This is a genomic window from Arthrobacter sp. P1_C12_2, assembly GCF_056406415.1.
The window spans coordinates 59,578-74,903 of sequence record NZ_JBFUAF010000010.1 but is presented as its reverse complement, the minus strand read 5'-3'; the positions used below and the strand labels follow the sequence as shown (position 1 = coordinate 74,903).

General features: G+C 63.3%; 14 protein-coding genes. 7 read left to right on the top strand and 7 right to left on the bottom strand.

Annotated elements, in window-relative coordinates; genetic code table 11:
• Window positions 1-7 precede the first annotated feature (7 nt).
• Window positions 8-298, top strand: coding sequence for a muconolactone Delta-isomerase (gene catC / locus AC1DZQ_RS12450; RefSeq protein WP_476963814.1), 291 nt, complete (start codon window positions 8-10; stop codon window positions 296-298).
• A gap of 51 nt (window positions 299-349) precedes the next feature.
• The gene (gene catA, locus AC1DZQ_RS12445) at window positions 350-1,198 is read left to right on the top strand and encodes a catechol 1,2-dioxygenase (protein ID WP_476963813.1); all 849 of its coding nucleotides are present in this window, start codon (window positions 350-352) and stop codon (window positions 1,196-1,198) included.
• A 520-nt stretch (window positions 1,199-1,718) separates the two neighbouring features.
• Here the strand turns inward: catA and AC1DZQ_RS12440 are convergent.
• From AC1DZQ_RS12440 to AC1DZQ_RS12430, 3 genes are all read right to left on the bottom strand, one after another.
• On the bottom strand, window positions 1,719-2,318 hold the full coding sequence (locus AC1DZQ_RS12440; RefSeq protein ID WP_476963812.1) for a TetR/AcrR family transcriptional regulator: 600 nt from the start codon (window positions 2,316-2,318) through the stop codon (window positions 1,719-1,721).
• Between the two features lie 202 nt (window positions 2,319-2,520).
• Window positions 2,521-4,059: an APC family permease gene (locus tag AC1DZQ_RS12435; RefSeq protein WP_476963811.1), complete on the bottom strand. Its 1,539-nt coding sequence runs from the start codon at window positions 4,057-4,059 to the stop codon at window positions 2,521-2,523.
• 214 nt (window positions 4,060-4,273) lie between these two features.
• Window positions 4,274-5,689 carry an aldehyde dehydrogenase family protein gene (locus AC1DZQ_RS12430; protein ID WP_476963810.1) on the bottom strand — a complete coding sequence of 472 codons (1,416 nt, stop codon included), beginning with the start codon at window positions 5,687-5,689 and terminating at the stop codon, window positions 4,274-4,276.
• 276 nt (window positions 5,690-5,965) lie between these two features.
• Here AC1DZQ_RS12430 and AC1DZQ_RS12425 point away from each other — a divergent pair, with 276 nt between their 5' ends.
• Both AC1DZQ_RS12425 and AC1DZQ_RS12420 read left to right on the top strand, forming a co-directional pair.
• The gene (locus AC1DZQ_RS12425; RefSeq protein WP_476963809.1) at window positions 5,966-7,903 is read left to right on the top strand and encodes a primary-amine oxidase; all 1,938 of its coding nucleotides are present in this window, start codon (window positions 5,966-5,968) and stop codon (window positions 7,901-7,903) included.
• 17 nt (window positions 7,904-7,920) lie between these two features.
• Window positions 7,921-8,364 carry a hypothetical protein gene (locus tag AC1DZQ_RS12420; RefSeq protein WP_476963808.1) on the top strand — a complete coding sequence of 148 codons (444 nt, stop codon included), beginning with the start codon at window positions 7,921-7,923 and terminating at the stop codon, window positions 8,362-8,364.
• Window positions 8,365-8,418: 54 nt separating this feature from the next.
• Here AC1DZQ_RS12420 and AC1DZQ_RS12415 read toward each other — a convergent pair whose 3' ends face one another.
• Complete coding sequence (locus AC1DZQ_RS12415; protein ID WP_476963807.1) at window positions 8,419-9,057, bottom strand: TetR/AcrR family transcriptional regulator; 639 nt, start codon at window positions 9,055-9,057, stop codon at window positions 8,419-8,421.
• A 108-nt stretch (window positions 9,058-9,165) separates the two neighbouring features.
• On the opposite strand from AC1DZQ_RS12415, the gene AC1DZQ_RS12410 reads away from it, so the two are divergent.
• Window positions 9,166-10,206, top strand: a complete 1,041-nt coding sequence (locus AC1DZQ_RS12410; RefSeq protein WP_476963806.1) for a phosphotransferase enzyme family protein — start codon at window positions 9,166-9,168, stop codon at window positions 10,204-10,206.
• 1 nt (window position 10,207) lies between these two features.
• Complete coding sequence (locus tag AC1DZQ_RS12405) at window positions 10,208-11,479, top strand: aspartate aminotransferase family protein (RefSeq protein ID WP_476963805.1); 1,272 nt, start codon at window positions 10,208-10,210, stop codon at window positions 11,477-11,479.
• A gap of 91 nt (window positions 11,480-11,570) precedes the next feature.
• Here the strand turns inward: AC1DZQ_RS12405 and AC1DZQ_RS12400 are convergent, their stop codons facing one another.
• The 3 genes from AC1DZQ_RS12400 to AC1DZQ_RS12390 form a co-directional block, all read right to left on the bottom strand.
• The gene (locus AC1DZQ_RS12400) at window positions 11,571-13,217 is read right to left on the bottom strand and encodes an MDR family MFS transporter (protein WP_476963804.1); all 1,647 of its coding nucleotides are present in this window, start codon (window positions 13,215-13,217) and stop codon (window positions 11,571-11,573) included.
• Window positions 13,214-13,837 carry a TetR/AcrR family transcriptional regulator gene (locus tag AC1DZQ_RS12395; RefSeq protein WP_476963803.1) on the bottom strand — a complete coding sequence of 208 codons (624 nt, stop codon included), beginning with the start codon at window positions 13,835-13,837 and terminating at the stop codon, window positions 13,214-13,216. The genes AC1DZQ_RS12400 and AC1DZQ_RS12395 overlap by 4 nt, the downstream gene beginning before the upstream one ends.
• A 142-nt stretch (window positions 13,838-13,979) precedes the next feature.
• A complete protein-coding gene (locus AC1DZQ_RS12390) occupies window positions 13,980-14,300 on the bottom strand; it encodes a hypothetical protein (RefSeq protein WP_476963802.1) in 321 nt (106 codons plus the stop codon).
• 124 nt (window positions 14,301-14,424) lie between these two features.
• Between AC1DZQ_RS12390 and AC1DZQ_RS12385 the strand changes: the two genes are divergently transcribed.
• A complete protein-coding gene (locus AC1DZQ_RS12385) occupies window positions 14,425-15,243 on the top strand; it encodes a pyruvate, water dikinase regulatory protein (protein ID WP_018772686.1) in 819 nt (272 codons plus the stop codon).
• Window positions 15,244-15,326 lie beyond the last annotated feature (83 nt).

The window sequence follows — 15,326 nt, the reverse complement described above, 5'->3', positions numbered from 1 at the left end:
GGAAAACATGCTCTACCTGGTCAGAATGGACGTCAATATCCCAGCGGATGTCCCACCGGCGGCAGCGAACGCTGCCAAATCGGCCGAGAAGGCACTATCGCAGGCTCTGCAGTGCGACGGCCGGTGGCGCCACCTCTGGCGGGTCGTCGGCCAGTACGCGAATTACTCAGTCTTCGATGTGGCTGGCAACGACGAGCTGCACGAAATACTCCAGGGCCTGCCCCTGTACCCCTACATGGCCATTCAAGTCACGCCCTTGGCCCAGCACCCTTCCTCCCTCGCAGCATCCGAAAAATAACCACCCATTTCCGCTTCCACGCGGAGACGGAAAGCAAAGAAAGGACTTCAAATGTCTGTAGAAATTGAAGCAACGGCCGCCGATTCCGGGGCCAAGGCCACCGAGCGCTTCCGGTCTGACAAATCCTCGGCCTTGGCCGTGAGCACTGACCGGGTCAGCCGACTCGCCTCCCGTGCCATAAACGCCCTTGTTGAAACTGTTCTTGAAGAACAGGTCACCTACGAGGAGTACAACGCGCTGAAAACGTGGCTCATTCAGGTCGGCGAGACCGGAGAATGGCCGCTGTTCCTGGACGTGTGGCTGGAACACGCGGTGGAAGAAGTCGCCAACAGCGGCCGGGCAGGCAGCAAGGGCACCATCGAAGGCCCGTACTACGTCCCGGGATCGCCGGTCCTCGAGTCGCCTGCGACCCTCCCGATGCGCGAGGACGAACCAGGGACGCCGCTGGTCTTCCAGGGCAAAGTGACCTCAGTTACGGGTGCAGCCCTGGCTGGCGCCTCAATTGAAATCTGGCACGCCGATGATCTGGGCTTCTACTCACAGTTCGCCCCCAATATTCCCGAGTGGAACCTCCGGGCAACAGCGCTAACTGACTCCGAAGGTTCCTTCCAGATCCAGACGGTCCAGCCGGCGCCCTATCAGATCCCTACGGACGGTGCTTGCGGACAGTTGATCGAGGCTGCCGGATGGCACGCGTGGCGGCCGGCCCACCTGCACCTGAAGATCGCGGCAGCTGACCATCAGCTGATCACGACCCAGTTGTATTTCACGGCCGACAAGCACCTTGGCGATGACATCGCTTCGGCCGTGAAGCCCGAGCTGGTCCTCGACCCTCAGGACAAGGCAGACGGTACGGGCCGTGAAGTGACGTACGACTTCGTACTCGCACCGGCCGAGTAGCACCGTTCCAGCAGCACCGTTCCACCGGATGGCACCGTCGACGCGTTCCCCTTGTGGGGGACCGGGTGCCATCCGGTGAAGTGCTGTGTCAGGCTCTGACCGTTTCCCGGCTCTGTACTCTTGTGCGAGGATCCGCCGCGATGTCAGGGTCGAGACCTTGACCCCCGGGCGTCGTTGGGGCATCCGGAATTGTGGTGTTCGACATCCGTGCCGTGGACGCCGGGCATCCGCGGATACTGGCCAAACAAGGGCAGCCAGTCCAGCTTGACCACTACCTGGAGGTCCCCAAGACCAAAACCGGTCGGCCCATTGGGGGACGACTCCACCGTGCCGGCCCGGGGACGGGAGTCCGGTGCGTTCACCAGCGCCCACGAGACGTTCCAGACTGCCTCCCGCAGAGTCAACGGCGACGCGGACGATGAACCACGACGGCGCCGTGCGGAGCTTCTGTGCCAGGGGCCGTGGACGCTAAGAAAAGCGCAGATAACCAGCGCCCGGGCGCTGGACAGCCGCGTCGGAATTACGTCTGGGGGGTTCGAAGGAGTTTCAACACGGCCTCCAGTTGGGAAATGAGCTGGAGCCGCGTGCTGGTGCCCGGGGCGAGGGCAACGCTGATTTGCGCACCCAGAAGCATATTCATAAGGATTCCGGCAAAGTCGTCATCGCTCACTGTGGAGAAGATCTCTCCTGCAGCCCGGGCATCCCTCAAATGGACCAGGATTCGTTCGCGCCATAGTTCCATCGACCGTTCGTGGAGCGCGGACTTAGACGTATCTCCCAGGGCGCGTTGCCAGAATGCGATCACGATCCGGGCTTCGCTCTCCTTCTCTTCGTCCAGGGGGAGCACCTCGTGGCAGAACACACGGAGAGCGGCCAGACCGGTATTGATTCCGGTGGCCGTGTCGATTCGTTTGTTTGTTTCGTGAAAGACATGCTCGAAGGCAAAAGCAAGCAGATGCTCTTTACTGCCGAAATAGGGCTTGAGGGCACCGTTGGCGAATCCGGCCTCGGCCGCGATTTCCCGCATGGTGGCGCCTTCAATGCCGTCGCGGGCTATGAGCCGCCATGTGGCACTGACCACATCTGCGCGCCGCTGGTCATGATCGACAATTTTCGGCAAGGAGACCTCTCTCTACCCGATGCTTTTCCCGGGACTTCCTTTAGGGTAGTCGCACCCTGAGTCCGGAAGCCTTTCGACAGCCTTGCCCTGTCCGTTCAAACCGCGCCGTCCGTTCAAACGAGGAACGGGTAACGCGGATCGGCATCCTCCGTCCCACGACAGGGGACGGAGGATGCCGCACAGGAGCCCAGCTATTTATTTGCTAATTGACCCGAACTTCGTCGCAGTCCGGCGTCTGCTGATCATACTCGTACTCCTCCGGCGAGCCTTCGCCGCCATGGCCGATGTACGCGTAGACCGCCGGAGACTTGATCTTCAGGCGATGGCCCCACCACAATCCGGCGGCACCGGGGACAATCGCAATAGCCGGCAGCACCCACGACAGAACTGATGGGCCGGAGGATCCGATAAGAACATCGAAGTTCGCCAGGATAAGCACGAACACGGCTCCGAGGGCCAGCGCACTTAGCACCGGGGCAACGACGGTGGTCCAGAGGGAAAGCTCATGGGCGTTGCGGCGAAAGTATCCAACGACAGCCAGCGAAACCAGAACCAGGAGTAAAACGAGTCCGGCGGCGGCTGAATTCGAAAGCCACGTAAAGAGGGTCAGGACGGGAAAGAGCGGACCCAAATCGGATGCATTGCCGGCAACGGCGAACGCCGCGATGACGATCAGCGCGGTTATGGACTGGGCAATAGATCCGGCCACAGGCGCATGGGTACGCGGATTGACATAAGCCAGCCGCTGAGGAAGAACATTTTCCCTGGCCAGCGAGAAGACATAGCGGGCAACAGCATTGTGGAATGCAAGAAGCGACGCAAAGAGGCTCGTGAGAAACATCATCTGCGCAAGGTCTGCCATGAGTGTCCCGACGTTTTGACCGAGGAAAGCAAACAACAGCCCTGGGCCCAGTTCCCGGGACGCCGCCACGATTTGGCCGGGGCCGGTTGCGGTCATCATTGCCCACGCTGAGAATGCGTAGAAAACGGCGATAATGGCGACGGCTATATACGTTGCCCGGGCAATGGAGCGTTTCGGGTCTTTCGACTCCTCGCTGTAGATCGCCGCCGATTCAAATCCCATGAAGCTGGCAATACTAAAGGCCAGGGCAGCGCCGACGCCGGCGGTAAACAAATCGCCTGGCATCAGGCCCGTCGCCGAAACCCCTTCCGGCTGCACAGCAAATGCGGCAACGTCGAAGACGATGACTGCAAGAAATTCCAGTCCCACCATCACGGCCACTACCCGCACAGAGAAATCAACCTTGTTGATGCCGAGCCACGCGACGACCAGGAAGGCAACTCCGGCAGTTGCCCACCACGGGACATCCGCCCCGGTCTTTTCATTGATGAAGGTAGCCGAGGCAAAACCGAAGAGACCGTAGACGGCGATTTGGATGGAATTGTACGCCGTGAGGGCCACGAACGACGCCCCTACACCGGTCCTCTTGCCAAGGCCCTGGGCGATGTACGCATAGAACGCCCCGGCATTTCGGATTCGCGAACTCATGGCGGCGTAGCCCACGGTAAACAGGGTCAGGCAGGCTCCGAGCACAAGGAAGGAAAGGGGGACACCGAGCACCCCTGTCACCGCAAAGTTGGCGGGGTAACCGCCGGCGACCACCGTGAGCGGTGCCGACGCGGCAATGGTCATGAAGACCAGGGCCGGAACACCGAGAGTACGCCGGCTCAAGCCCGGCGGTTGGGCGACGGTAGGGATTGGTGAAGATTCGTGGGACACTTTCAGCCTCCGGGGAAATAGTTAAGGTGATGACGCAGGGGTCTCCGTTGACCGGCTCTGCATGGGGTTTTCCTGAAAAATAGCGGGCGGCCTACCGGTGGCCACGCAGTCCGGTTCGTCGGGAACGGGGACGCGCGATCACGTTGCCGTTCTTGGCCGGAGGAAGAGTCGGGTGGGCAGCCCGGCCTGGCGCCCATACGGGCGCCGGCCGGTGTCAGCCGTTGATGATCTGCGGCACGCCGAGGGCTTTGAGGCCTTCGACGCCGAATTCGAGTCCGTAGCCGGACTGCTTGGACCCGCCGAAGGGAATCATGGGGTTGACCATGCCGTGGGCATTGATCCACACGGTGCCGGCTTCGATCCTGGCCGCGACCTTGCGGGCTTCGGCCGGGTCGGCGGACCAGACTGAGGCGCCGAGCCCGACGTCCAGGGCGTTGGCCATGGCGACGGCCTCGTCCACGGTGGTGTAGCGGATGATGGGCAGGGCGGGGCCGAACTGTTCTTCGGCGACGAGGGGGTTGCTGTTGTCGATGTTGGCGACGAGGGTGGTGGGGTAGAAGTTGCCGGGCTGGTCCGGGTCAGGGTTGCCGCCGAGCAGGATCTTGGCACCGGAGTCGCGGGCCGCCTCGACGAGCCTCGCGACGATGTCGTACTGGGCCCGGTTTTGCAGTGGGCCCAGGACGTTGTTCTCGTCTAGGCCATTGCCCATGGGCATGGCGGCGGCGACGTTGGTCAGGGCTTCGCACACGGCGTCGTAGATGTCGGTGTGGACGTAGAGGCGCTTGAGCGCGGCGCAGGTCTGGCCGGTGTTGATGAACGCGCCCCAGAAGAGGCCTTCGGCGATGGCCTGGGGGTCGGCGTCGGGCAGGACGATGCCGGCGTCGTTGCCTCCGAGTTCCAGGGTGAGGCGTTTGACGGTGTCGGCGGAGGATTTGATGATGGCTTTGCCGGTGGCGGTGGAGCCGGTGAACATGATCTTGCCGATCGCGGGGTGGCCGGCCAGGGCCTCGCCGACGTCGCGGCCGCCGGAGACCACCGTGAGGAGGCCTTCGGGGAGTTCCTGGTTGAGGATTTCGACCAGGGCCAGGACGGACAGCGGGGTGTATTCGGAGGGTTTGATCACGACGGCGTTGCCCATCCGCAGGGCCGGGCCAATCTGCCAGACGGTGATCAGCATGGGCCAGTTCCAGGGCCCGATCGCGCCGACGACGCCGATGGGCCGGTAGTGCAGCTCGGCGCGGGTTTCGCCGTCGTCCACCACGGTTTCGGGGTCCAGCGGCGTGCCGGCGGCGGCGCGAAGCCAGGCGGCGCAGGCGCCGACCTCGAAGCGGGCATTCGGGCCGTTGAGCGGTTTGCCCTGCTCGCGGGAAAGCAGCCGGGCGAGTTCTTCGGCGGAGCGTTCGACGGCGTCGGCGGCCTTCATCAGCGCGGCGGACCGGGCATCGTGCCCCAGCGCCGCCCAGGCCGGCTGCGCTGCCTGGGCGGCGGCGACCGCGCGCTCCAGGTCCTCAACGGTGTGGACCGGCGCCTCCCCGACGGGCTGGCCCGTGGCTGGATTAAGAATTGTCCGGCTGGATCCTGCCGCGGCCGACGACGTTTCCACGGTGCTGGTGGCTGTGCTGGTGCTCATCGTGCTCCTTTTAGGGGGGAGAGAGGGGTTGCTGGTGTTGCGGGGAGGGTTTTGCTGGTGGCCGATTGGCACACTGCGCGCGGTCTCAGCGCGCTGCCGTCACTGTCCGGCACTTTCCGCCGTGTGACACAACACACACTAGAAGCTCCGTCATCTTTTTTCAACACTTGGCGAAAAAAAACTTGAGACTCCGCTCCGCACTTGTGGCCCGAGTCACAATCGCGTATTCTCTACAGTCATAGAAAAACATTTTTTCGAAGTCGAACCGGAGGATCCATGCGAACTTCAGTACTGCAAACGGCCGTCCGCCACCCGTTGGCGTCCCCTGACGAAATCCATGAAGCTCAGTCGCTGTTGAGTGCAAACGGCCTGCTCGGACCGGAGAAGCGGATCGCTTACCTCGGCCTTCTGGATCCGTCGCGGGGACAGGAAGCGGAGGACCGTCGGTTCCGCGCATTCATTCATGACGTGTCGGGCGCTGCGCCGACGGACGCGATCGTTTCCGTTTCGACCGGGACGCTGATCTCCGCTCTGGAGCTCGACACAACAGCCACCGGGGAGCTTCCCGTCCTGGAGGAGGAGTTCGAGATCGTCGAGCAGCTCCTGGCCCATGACGAACGGTGGCTCAAGGCCTTAGCCGCCAGGAACCTGGATGTCGCAAAGGTCCGGGTGGCTCCGCTGTCCGCCGGTGTCTACGAGTACGCGGAGGAGAAGGGCCGGCGGATCCTGCGCGGGCTTGCCTTCGTGCAGGATTTTCCTGAGGACAGCGCGTGGGCGCACCCGGTCGATGGCCTGGTTGGATACGTCGACGTCATGAGCAAGACCGTGACCCGGGTAATCGACACCGGCATCTTCCCTGTGCCGGCCGAGCACGGCAACTACACCGATCCGGAGCTGACCGGGCCGCTGCGGACCACCCAGAAGCCCATCAGCATCACCCAGCCGGAGGGGCCCAGCTTCACTGTCTCCGGAGGAAACCATGTGGAGTGGGAGAAGTGGAGCCTGGACGTCGGCTTCGATTCCCGCGAAGGCATCGTACTGCACAACATCGCCTTCCAGGACGGCGACCGCCTGCGGCCCATCATCAACCGGGCGTCCATCGCCGAGATGGTGGTCCCGTATGGTGATCCGTCGCCGATCCGGTCCTGGCAGAACTACTTCGACACCGGTGAATACCTGGTGGGCCAGTACGCCAACTCGCTCGAATTGGGCTGCGACTGCCTCGGCGACATCTCGTACCTCAGCCCGGTGGTCAGCGACGCATTCGGCAATCCGCGCGAGATCCGCAACGGGATCTGCATGCACGAAGAGGACTGGGGCATCCTGTCCAAGCATTCAGACATGTACACGGGCATCAACTACACGCGCCGCAACCGGCGCCTGGTGATTTCCTTCTTCACCACCATCGGCAACTACGACTACGGCTTCTACTGGTACCTCTACCTCGACGGCACCATCGAATTCGAGGCCAAGGCCACCGGCGTCGTCTTCACCTCCGCGTTCCCTGAAGGCGGCTCGGACAATATTTCCCAGCTCGCCCCGGGCCTGGGTGCGCCGTTCCACCAGCACCTGTTCAGCGCCCGGCTGGACATGGCCGTTGACGGGTTCACCAACCGAGTCGAGGAAGAGGACGTGGTCCGGCAGGCCATGGGCGAGGGCAACGAACGCGGCAACGCCTTCTCCCGCAAGCGCACGGTCCTCACCCGGGAATCAGAAGCCGCCCGCGAGGCCGATGCCCGCAACGGCCGGACCTGGGTCATCTCCAACCCGGAGTCCCGCAACCGGCTCGGCGAACCTGTGGGGTACAAGCTCCACTCCCAGAACCAGCCCACACTGCTGGCCGACCCGGACTCGTCCATCGCACGCCGTGCCGCGTTCGCCACGAAGGATCTGTGGGTCACCCGCTACGCAGAAGATGAGCGCTACCCCACCGGCGACTTCGTCAACCAGCACAGCGGGGGAGCCGGCCTGCCGGCCTACGTCGCCCAGGACCGCGACATTGACGGCCAGGACATCGTCATCTGGCACACCTTCGGGCTGACCCACTTCCCCCGGGTGGAGGACTGGCCCATGATGCCGGTGGACACCGTCGGCTTCAAGCTCCGCCCGGAGGGCTTCTTCGACCGCAGCCCCGTCCTGGACGTGCCCGCCAGCTCACAGGCGTCCTCCGGCTGCCATGGCGACGGCGACGCCGGCGGACACTGCCACAGCTAAGCGTCAGGAATCACGAAATGACCACGACGGCGGGACGGGTCCGGTCAGCCGGGCCCGTCCTGCACCCGCGAATCTGCGCGGCCCTGACGGCCGTGTCCTGCCTCGTGCACTTGTGGCTTGCGGCCTCGGGGCACCACGACGCCTGGCTCGGCGCTCTCATGATTGCTCTAGCCGCCGTCTGCGTCCCCTGTACGGTGCACATCTGGCGTCACAGCAGAATGGGAGCTCTCCATCAGGTCACCGTTTCGGCACTGGCTATGGTGTTCCTGCATACCGTCTTGCTGCTCGGATCGGGCGGCGCCGGTCACGCCCACAGCGGGGGACCGGCGTCGAAGGTTGTGGACACGTCCGGCGCTGCCGAACTCTTGCTGGTCATCGGCCTAGAACTCACGACGGCGTTGCTCGCCGCGACGCTCGTTGCCCGGCTGAGGCCGCGTGTCCTGACCGGGGGCGCACGTTAGGTGCCGGCATGCGGGACTTCCGTCCGCAAGGAATCGTTTGAACGCCCGGCTCCGTCAGTTGGCGTCGTGCGTTTCATCCAAGCACCGGAGAAGGAAGCGAAAAGCGCGCTGCAATTCTGCGGCGCTGTCCGGATTGAGTGCCACTTGGATCCCGGCATCCCGCATGCTCCCGGCAAGCAAGACGGCCAGTGGTTCGCTCGAGCCGCTGGGTACCTTTCCTGCGCGAGTAGCGATGTGGAGTTCGGCGCTGAAGGCCGTGAACACGCCGGTGGATCCGACGCCACGATCCTTGCTGAAACCCAAAAGCTGAGGCCCGGAAATGTTATAGAAGTAACCGATTCCCCTGTCCGCCGAAACTGCAAGCAGCGCTTCGGCGAAGGCCTCAACCCGCTGCGTCCAATTCAGCTTCTCGCCGCCGCGGGATTCGATCGCTGATCGGGCGTTGTCCAAAAATTGGTGGGCCACGTGCTGGTATGCCGCGGCCAGCAACTCTTCGCGGCCCCCAGGAAAGTGGGCATACAGGGTGGCCCGCGCCATTCCGCTGTCCGACAAGATCCTGCCTATCGTCACCGCGGAGAGGTCGCTTGTCCCGGTTTCGGCAATCACCGCCAGTGCTGACTGGATCAGGTCGTTGCGTGTACTTACCTGCCGGCGTTCGCGGAGACTGAGTCGTTTCGTGCTCTCCACTGACATGTGCCCTCCTCCGCCTTTGTGCCCCGCCATTGGCGGCTTTCATCTCACCCTACTGTCTTTCTTGAAAAAAGACTTGTGGTCTGAAAAATAGACCATTAGTCTAGTTTTATGACAGCTTCCCTTGCCCCCAGCGTGGCCCTAGTCCGTGAGGCCCTCCCGCTGTTTGGTATCGACACCTCAGCCCGAATTACGTTCATCAAGGAGCGGGAGAATCAGGTCTTCCGGGTCGAATCCGACGGGCAGGATTGCGCCGTGCGGATTCACCGCCCCGGTTACCGGGCGGCCGTCGAGATCGAGTGCGAGTCGCACCATCTACGTGGCCTTCAGGAAGCCGGTCTGCTCGTACCAGAGCCCGTTGAAAGCCTCCTCGGCGGTTACGCCGTCCCGGTGGACCGCGATCAACGGTTGGTCTCCGTCCAGCGCTGGCTCCCCGATGCCTTCCCTATCGCGGACTCGTTCCAGGTCTTTACGGGGGCGGGCACTTTGGACCAGGACGACATGCGTCAGCTCGGTACCGTGATGGGCCGCCATCATCTTCACGCTGAATCCACCACCCCGCCGGAATCCCTCCGGAGACCTGCCTGGGACCTGGACGGGCTTTTCGGCCCCGGTGCCCTTTGGGGTGATGGAACCCGGCTGCGGTCCCTCACACCGGAGGGCCGGCTGTCCTTGGCACAGGCCGCGGAGGCTGCCTCGCTGGTCATCGAAGCGCTGGGGAGGGACCGCAGCGTGTTCGGGGCCATTCACGCGGACATGACCTTTGAGAACGTCCTTGCCACCGGCAACGGACTTGTCATCATCGACTTTGACGATTTCGGCGAAGGGTGGTTCGGCTTTGACATCGCCACGGCCCTCTTCTTCGCCACCCCGCACCCGAACTTCGCCACCCTCGCGGAGGCGTTCCTCCACGGCTACGAAAGCGTCCGTGAGCTGGATCCCGCCGTGGGCGAGGCATTGGACGCATTCTTGATTGCCCGGGGCATGAGCTACCTGGGTTGGGCCGCGCACCGTCCGGGCGATCCGGCCAGCGATTTTGCTGAATCCCGGCTGGCCCCGTGGGTGGTCGAAGCGGCGAAAAGATTTACCGGTAGCGGTTCGACCGGGTGGCTACACCAAGACAATTCATCGACACCCCAAGGAGAGATCTGAAATGACCGCGACCCTGCTCGAACGCCGCTATCAAACGCTTGGACTTTACTCACCGCTTTTTTACGATGAGCCGCTGGAGTTTGTGGCGGCACACGACGTCTGGCTCACGGACGCCCGCGGCGAACAGTATCTTGACGCCTACAACAACGTGCCCCAGGTAGGCCATTGCCACCCGCGGATCATAGCCGCCATGGCCGATCAAGCGAGCAGGCTGAACATCCACACACGCTATCTGAACAACCACGTCGTGGACTACGCCGAGCAGCTCCTGGGCACATTTCCGCCCGAACTGAACAGGGTTTTGTTCACGAACAGCGGCTCAGAGGCTAACGACCTCGCTTTCAGAATGGTCCGGCAGGCTACAGGGGCCTCGGGCGTTCTGGTCTCGGACTTCAGCTACCACGGGCACACTTCGTATTTGGCCGGTCTCACCACGGGACTCCGCACAGGCGAGGCCCTGGCTGCCGAGGTCCGGCCCATCCGCATTCCGGACATGGACCGCACCACGCTGAGCGAGGCAGACCTCCTTGCCGCATCCCTTGCTGAAGTGGATGCCGCAATCGAATCCCTCGACCGTGCCGGTTATGGCCTTGCCGGCTTCCTCTTCGACTCCCTCTTCTCCACGGAGGGCCTGAACACCCTTCCGGCCGGTTACATAACCGGCGTCATCGACCGGGTCCACGCGGCGGGCGGACTGGTGGTCGCTGACGAGGTGCAGTCCGGCTTCGGGCGTACGGGAACGCACTTCTGGGGCCATCAGCGGATCGGTGCTGCCCCTGACTTCGTGACGCTGGGCAAACCCATGGGCAACGGTCATCCCATCGGGGGAGTGGTCACCAGCAGTGAAATGCTGGACCACTTCGGTCCGCACAACAACTACTTCAACACCTTCGCCGGGACCCCCGTTTCGGCGGTGGTTGGAAGCACCGTGCTCTCGATCCTCCAGGACGAGCAGCTTCCCCAAAAGGCCACAATTCTTGGGGCATCAATCAAGGAATCCCTGGAGAAGCTCCGCGCAGAGTTTCCGTTCATTGGACCCATCAAGGGAACCGGCCTTTTCTTCGGCTTTGAGGTCTTCGACGACAAGGTCCCGGAAGCACCCTCGGCAGACCGAACCAAACGACTCGTCGAGGCCATGAAGCGCAACCACGTGTTGATCAGCCGCATCGGCCGAGATGACAGCGTTCTGAAAATCCGGCCGCCGCTTGCATTCCGGAGCGAGCATGCGGACCGTCTCCTGGATGCACTGAAAATCAGCCTTAAAGAAGTCTGACCCCCGGGAACCAGTCGCGCAGGACCAGCAGGGAACGGCGTGGCGGTGTGCGTACTGCACAAACCCGCCACGCCGTTTCCGGCTCCGGGAGCTACCGCCCCGAGGCCGAGGCCGAGGCCGAGACGTGGACGGGGGCTGCGTTGCCGGTGGCGTCGGCGTCGTCGGCCGTGATGAGGATGTTGCCTTCCGAAATGGACTCGGACAGCACATCGTGTTCGACGGCGGTGGCCAGCGGCTTTTCTTTGACGAAGCACATCAGCAGTGCCGCGGCCAGGGCCAGCGGGACCATCCAGATGAAGATGGGCGTCAGGGCGTCGTTGTAGGAGGAGATGATGACCTCCTTGATCGGCGCCGGTAGCTTGCCGACGACGGCCGGGGTCAGCGAGTTTGACCCGCCCGGTGCCCCGCCGCCCTGTGCCGCGGCAGGGAGCCGTTCGGTGAGGAGTTGGGCCAGCCGGCTGGCGAACAGGCTGCCGACCACGGCGGAGCCGAGGGTGGCGCCGATCTGGCGGAAGAAGTTGTTCGACGCTGTTGCTGTGCCGACTTCGCGCAGCGGGAAGGAGTTCTGGACAATCAGGACCATGATCTGCATGCTCAGGCCGAGCCCCAGGCCCATGACGGCCAGGTAGGCGCAGATTTCCCAGAGCGGCGAGTTGGGTTTGAGGGTGGAGAGCAGGACCAGCGCGATTGCGACCAGGACGCCGCCGGCGATCGGCATCCATTTATAGCGGCCGGTCCGGCTGACCAGCTGACCGGAAACGACCGAGGCCACCAGCAGCGCGCCCATCATCGGGATCATGAGCAGCCCGGATTCGGTGGCATCGACGCTGAAGGCCATCTGGAGATAGGTCGGCAGGTAGCCGATGGCGCCGAACATGGCCACACCGATGAACAGGCCCGCGATCGTGGAGAGGTTGAAATTGCGGTCCTTGAAGAGGTGCAGTGGAATGATGGGCTCGGCCGTGCGGCGCTCGACAAGTACGAAGGCGACGGCACTGAGCACGGTGCCGGCGATCAGACCCAGGATGATCGGGTCGGTCCATTCGTATTTGCTGCCACCCCAGGTGGCGAAGAGGACCAGACAGGTCGTTGCGATCGCGACGAGCACCATGCCGCCGAGGTCCAGGCGCGGCCTGCCGCTGTGCCTGGGCAGTTTCAGGAAGAACACGGCACCGGCCAGGGCAAGCAGGCCCAGGGGGATGTTGATCCAGAACACCCAGCGCCAGCCGGGACCTTCGGTGAACCAGCCGCCGAGCAGCGGACCGGCGACGGAGGCGATGGCGAAGACGCCGCCCATCATACCCATGTACTTGCCGCGTTCCCGCGGGGGAACGACGTCGGCGATGACGGCTTGGGAGAGAATCATGAGCCCTCCGCCGCCAAGGCCCTGGACGACGCGGGCAACGATCAGCGTGCCCATGTCATTGGCCAGGCCACCGATGACCGAGCCGATCATGAACAAGATGATGGCGGCGATCAACAGGGCCTTGCGGCCCATCAGGTCGCCGAGCTTGCCGTAGATCGGCATGGTGATGGTGGAGGCGAGAATGAAGGCCGTGATGACCCAGAGCATGTCGTTGACGCCGTGGAGTTCACCGACGATGGTTGGCAGCGCGGTGCTCAGAACTGTCTGATTCAATGCGGCGAGGAGCATCGAGAGCATCAGGCCGACGAACAGCAGCATGACGTGCTGTTTCTCTCCGTGTTGCCCTGCGGCGGGGACTGCTTGCGTGGTCATGAAAGTTTCCTTTGCAGATGATGAAAAAGAGCCAGAGCGGGGCCGAGGTCTTCGGGGAGGCCTTGGGCCACGTCGGCATCGGGGTTTGTGGCGCTAAAACGGGCCGGGACACCTGCGAGCATCACCAGCATCCGCGCGGTCTCCTCGGGGCCAAAGCCTTCGGCCCCGGCGGACCATGAAGGATCGTTGGCCAGCAGCCCGGCCACTGACTCGCGGACCAGGGCCTCGGCTTGGGTCATGTACTCCATCATGCGTTTGTGCAGATTCGGATACCGGGCCGTGAGTTCGCGCAGCCGTGCCGAGTCGGTGTCTCCGATCGCCGTTCGGGCCACCGTCACGAGCAGCCGCGACACCTGCCCCAGGAGGTCGTCATCGGTGGACAGCCGGCCTGATAGTTCCGGGTCCAGGAAGGGCTCGCGAAGACCAAGGACCGCGTCCTCTTTGGTGCGGAAATAATTGAAGAAAGTCCGGGGCGATACCCCGGCGCCGTCCGCGATCGCTTCAACAGTGGCCTGTCCGGCGTCCCCCTGGAGTGCCAGGGAAGCAGCGGCTTCGTGGATGGCGGTCCAAGTTTCAACCTTCCTGCGCTCCCTCAGGCCGGGAGAAGGGGTTTCGCTCATACAACAATAATTGCACGACTGCAAGAAATGCACAACTGCAAGTTTGCGTCAGTGCACTATTTCGCCGCGCGGGGTAATCGGGAAGTGGATGCAACTTCCAGCCCCAGGACGCAGACAAGGGTCCCTAGAAGGCGTCCGGCCGCTAATCTCCCTTGTGGCTCCGCAGATTCTCCTGCACCTTGCCGAACAAATCCTTGACGGCCGACTCGGTATTGGTGAGCATGTCCGGCTGGACGTACACCAGTTGGGCGGACGGCAGGCTGTAATGGGACGGCAGGCCACCCGCACCGTCCACCCCTGCCAGCGCGATGGTCACACCGCCCTCCTTGCGGGCAATGGCGCCAATCCGGCCGAAGACCACGGTAAATTCGTCCGGCTGGAAGCTCACGGTCAGTCCGACATGTGTCCGGTTAAGGTCGCTTGCCGCGACGGCCTTCTCGTTCCCGGTCCCTGCATAGCTCATGTCCATCTCCCGGATAGCTGGTGGCGTTTGTCAGCGAGCAGTCTACGTCTGTGGCCGGGGCACGGTAAGGGCCTGCCGGCTGCCCGATGCCGGGCGGGGACCGTTCCTGGTGGAGAATGCGTTCATGACCAAAGACGATCTTCGGCCTGTCTACTTCCTTTCGGACAGCACTGGCATCACCGCGGAAACGCTCGGCAACACTTTGCTGACGCAGTTCCCCGCGAATCACTTTGACCGCATCACGGTCCCCTTCATTACGACAGTCGAGCAGGCCAGGACCGTGGTCGGCACTATCGACAAACTGGCCGCCACCGGCCTGCAGCCGATCGTCTTTTCCACCGCGGTCAGCAGCGACATCCGCCAGGTCCTGGCGACGTGCCAGGGAATCATCGTGGACCTCATCGGGACACACGTAGGGCAGCTGGAGCAGGCCCTCGGTTCCCCGGCCAGCGGCGAACCCGGCAGGGCCCACGGCCTGGGCAATGCGGAGCGTTATCAATCCCGGATGGCAGCCGTCGAATACGCCATGGAACACGACGACGGCCAGAGCCTGCGGGCGCTGGAAAAGGCCCAAGTCATCCTGGTGGCGCCGTCCCGCTGCGGAAAGACTCCCACCACCATGTACTTGGCGCTGCAGCACGGCATTTTCGCCGCGAACTTCCCGCTGGTGGACGAAGACTTTGAACGCGAAGGGCTCCCCAAACCGCTGAGGCCTTTCGTTGAGAAATGTTTCGGACTCTCCTCCAACCCCCTGCGCCTGAGCCAGATCCGCACCGAACGGCGCCGCGGCTCACCCTACGCGTCGTTGCGGCAGTGCGGCTTCGAACTGCGAAGCGCCGAGCAGTTGTACGTCTCCCACAGAATTCCGTACCTGAATTCAGCGACGGTGTCTGTGGAGGAAATGGCGGCCACCATCCTGCAGCGGATGAACCTCAAGCATTAGGGAAAAATTTCACAAGCCGGGTGTGGCGCACGTCATGTGGAAAGTGTGCTGGAGACCTGTCAATGTGGACAGAACTTGCGCCC

Coding starts and splice junctions, on each gene's coding strand:
- AC1DZQ_RS12390 (WP_476963802.1), bottom strand. CDS start 14,300: ATGAGCTATGCAGGGACCGGGAACGAGAAGGCCGTCGCGGCAAGCGAC.
- AC1DZQ_RS12430 (WP_476963810.1), bottom strand. CDS start 5,689: ATGAGCACCAGCACAGCCACCAGCACCGTGGAAACGTCGTCGGCCGCG.
- AC1DZQ_RS12385 (WP_018772686.1), top strand. CDS start 14,425: ATGACCAAAGACGATCTTCGGCCTGTCTACTTCCTTTCGGACAGCACT.
- AC1DZQ_RS12400 (WP_476963804.1), bottom strand. CDS start 13,217: ATGACCACGCAAGCAGTCCCCGCCGCAGGGCAACACGGAGAGAAACAG.
- AC1DZQ_RS12420 (WP_476963808.1), top strand. CDS start 7,921: ATGACCACGACGGCGGGACGGGTCCGGTCAGCCGGGCCCGTCCTGCAC.
- AC1DZQ_RS12410 (WP_476963806.1), top strand. CDS start 9,166: ATGACAGCTTCCCTTGCCCCCAGCGTGGCCCTAGTCCGTGAGGCCCTC.
- AC1DZQ_RS12395 (WP_476963803.1), bottom strand. CDS start 13,837: ATGAGCGAAACCCCTTCTCCCGGCCTGAGGGAGCGCAGGAAGGTTGAA.
- catC (WP_476963814.1), top strand. CDS start 8: ATGCTCTACCTGGTCAGAATGGACGTCAATATCCCAGCGGATGTCCCA.
- AC1DZQ_RS12425 (WP_476963809.1), top strand. CDS start 5,966: ATGCGAACTTCAGTACTGCAAACGGCCGTCCGCCACCCGTTGGCGTCC.
- catA (WP_476963813.1), top strand. CDS start 350: ATGTCTGTAGAAATTGAAGCAACGGCCGCCGATTCCGGGGCCAAGGCC.
- AC1DZQ_RS12405 (WP_476963805.1), top strand. CDS start 10,208: ATGACCGCGACCCTGCTCGAACGCCGCTATCAAACGCTTGGACTTTAC.
- AC1DZQ_RS12415 (WP_476963807.1), bottom strand. CDS start 9,057: ATGTCAGTGGAGAGCACGAAACGACTCAGTCTCCGCGAACGCCGGCAG.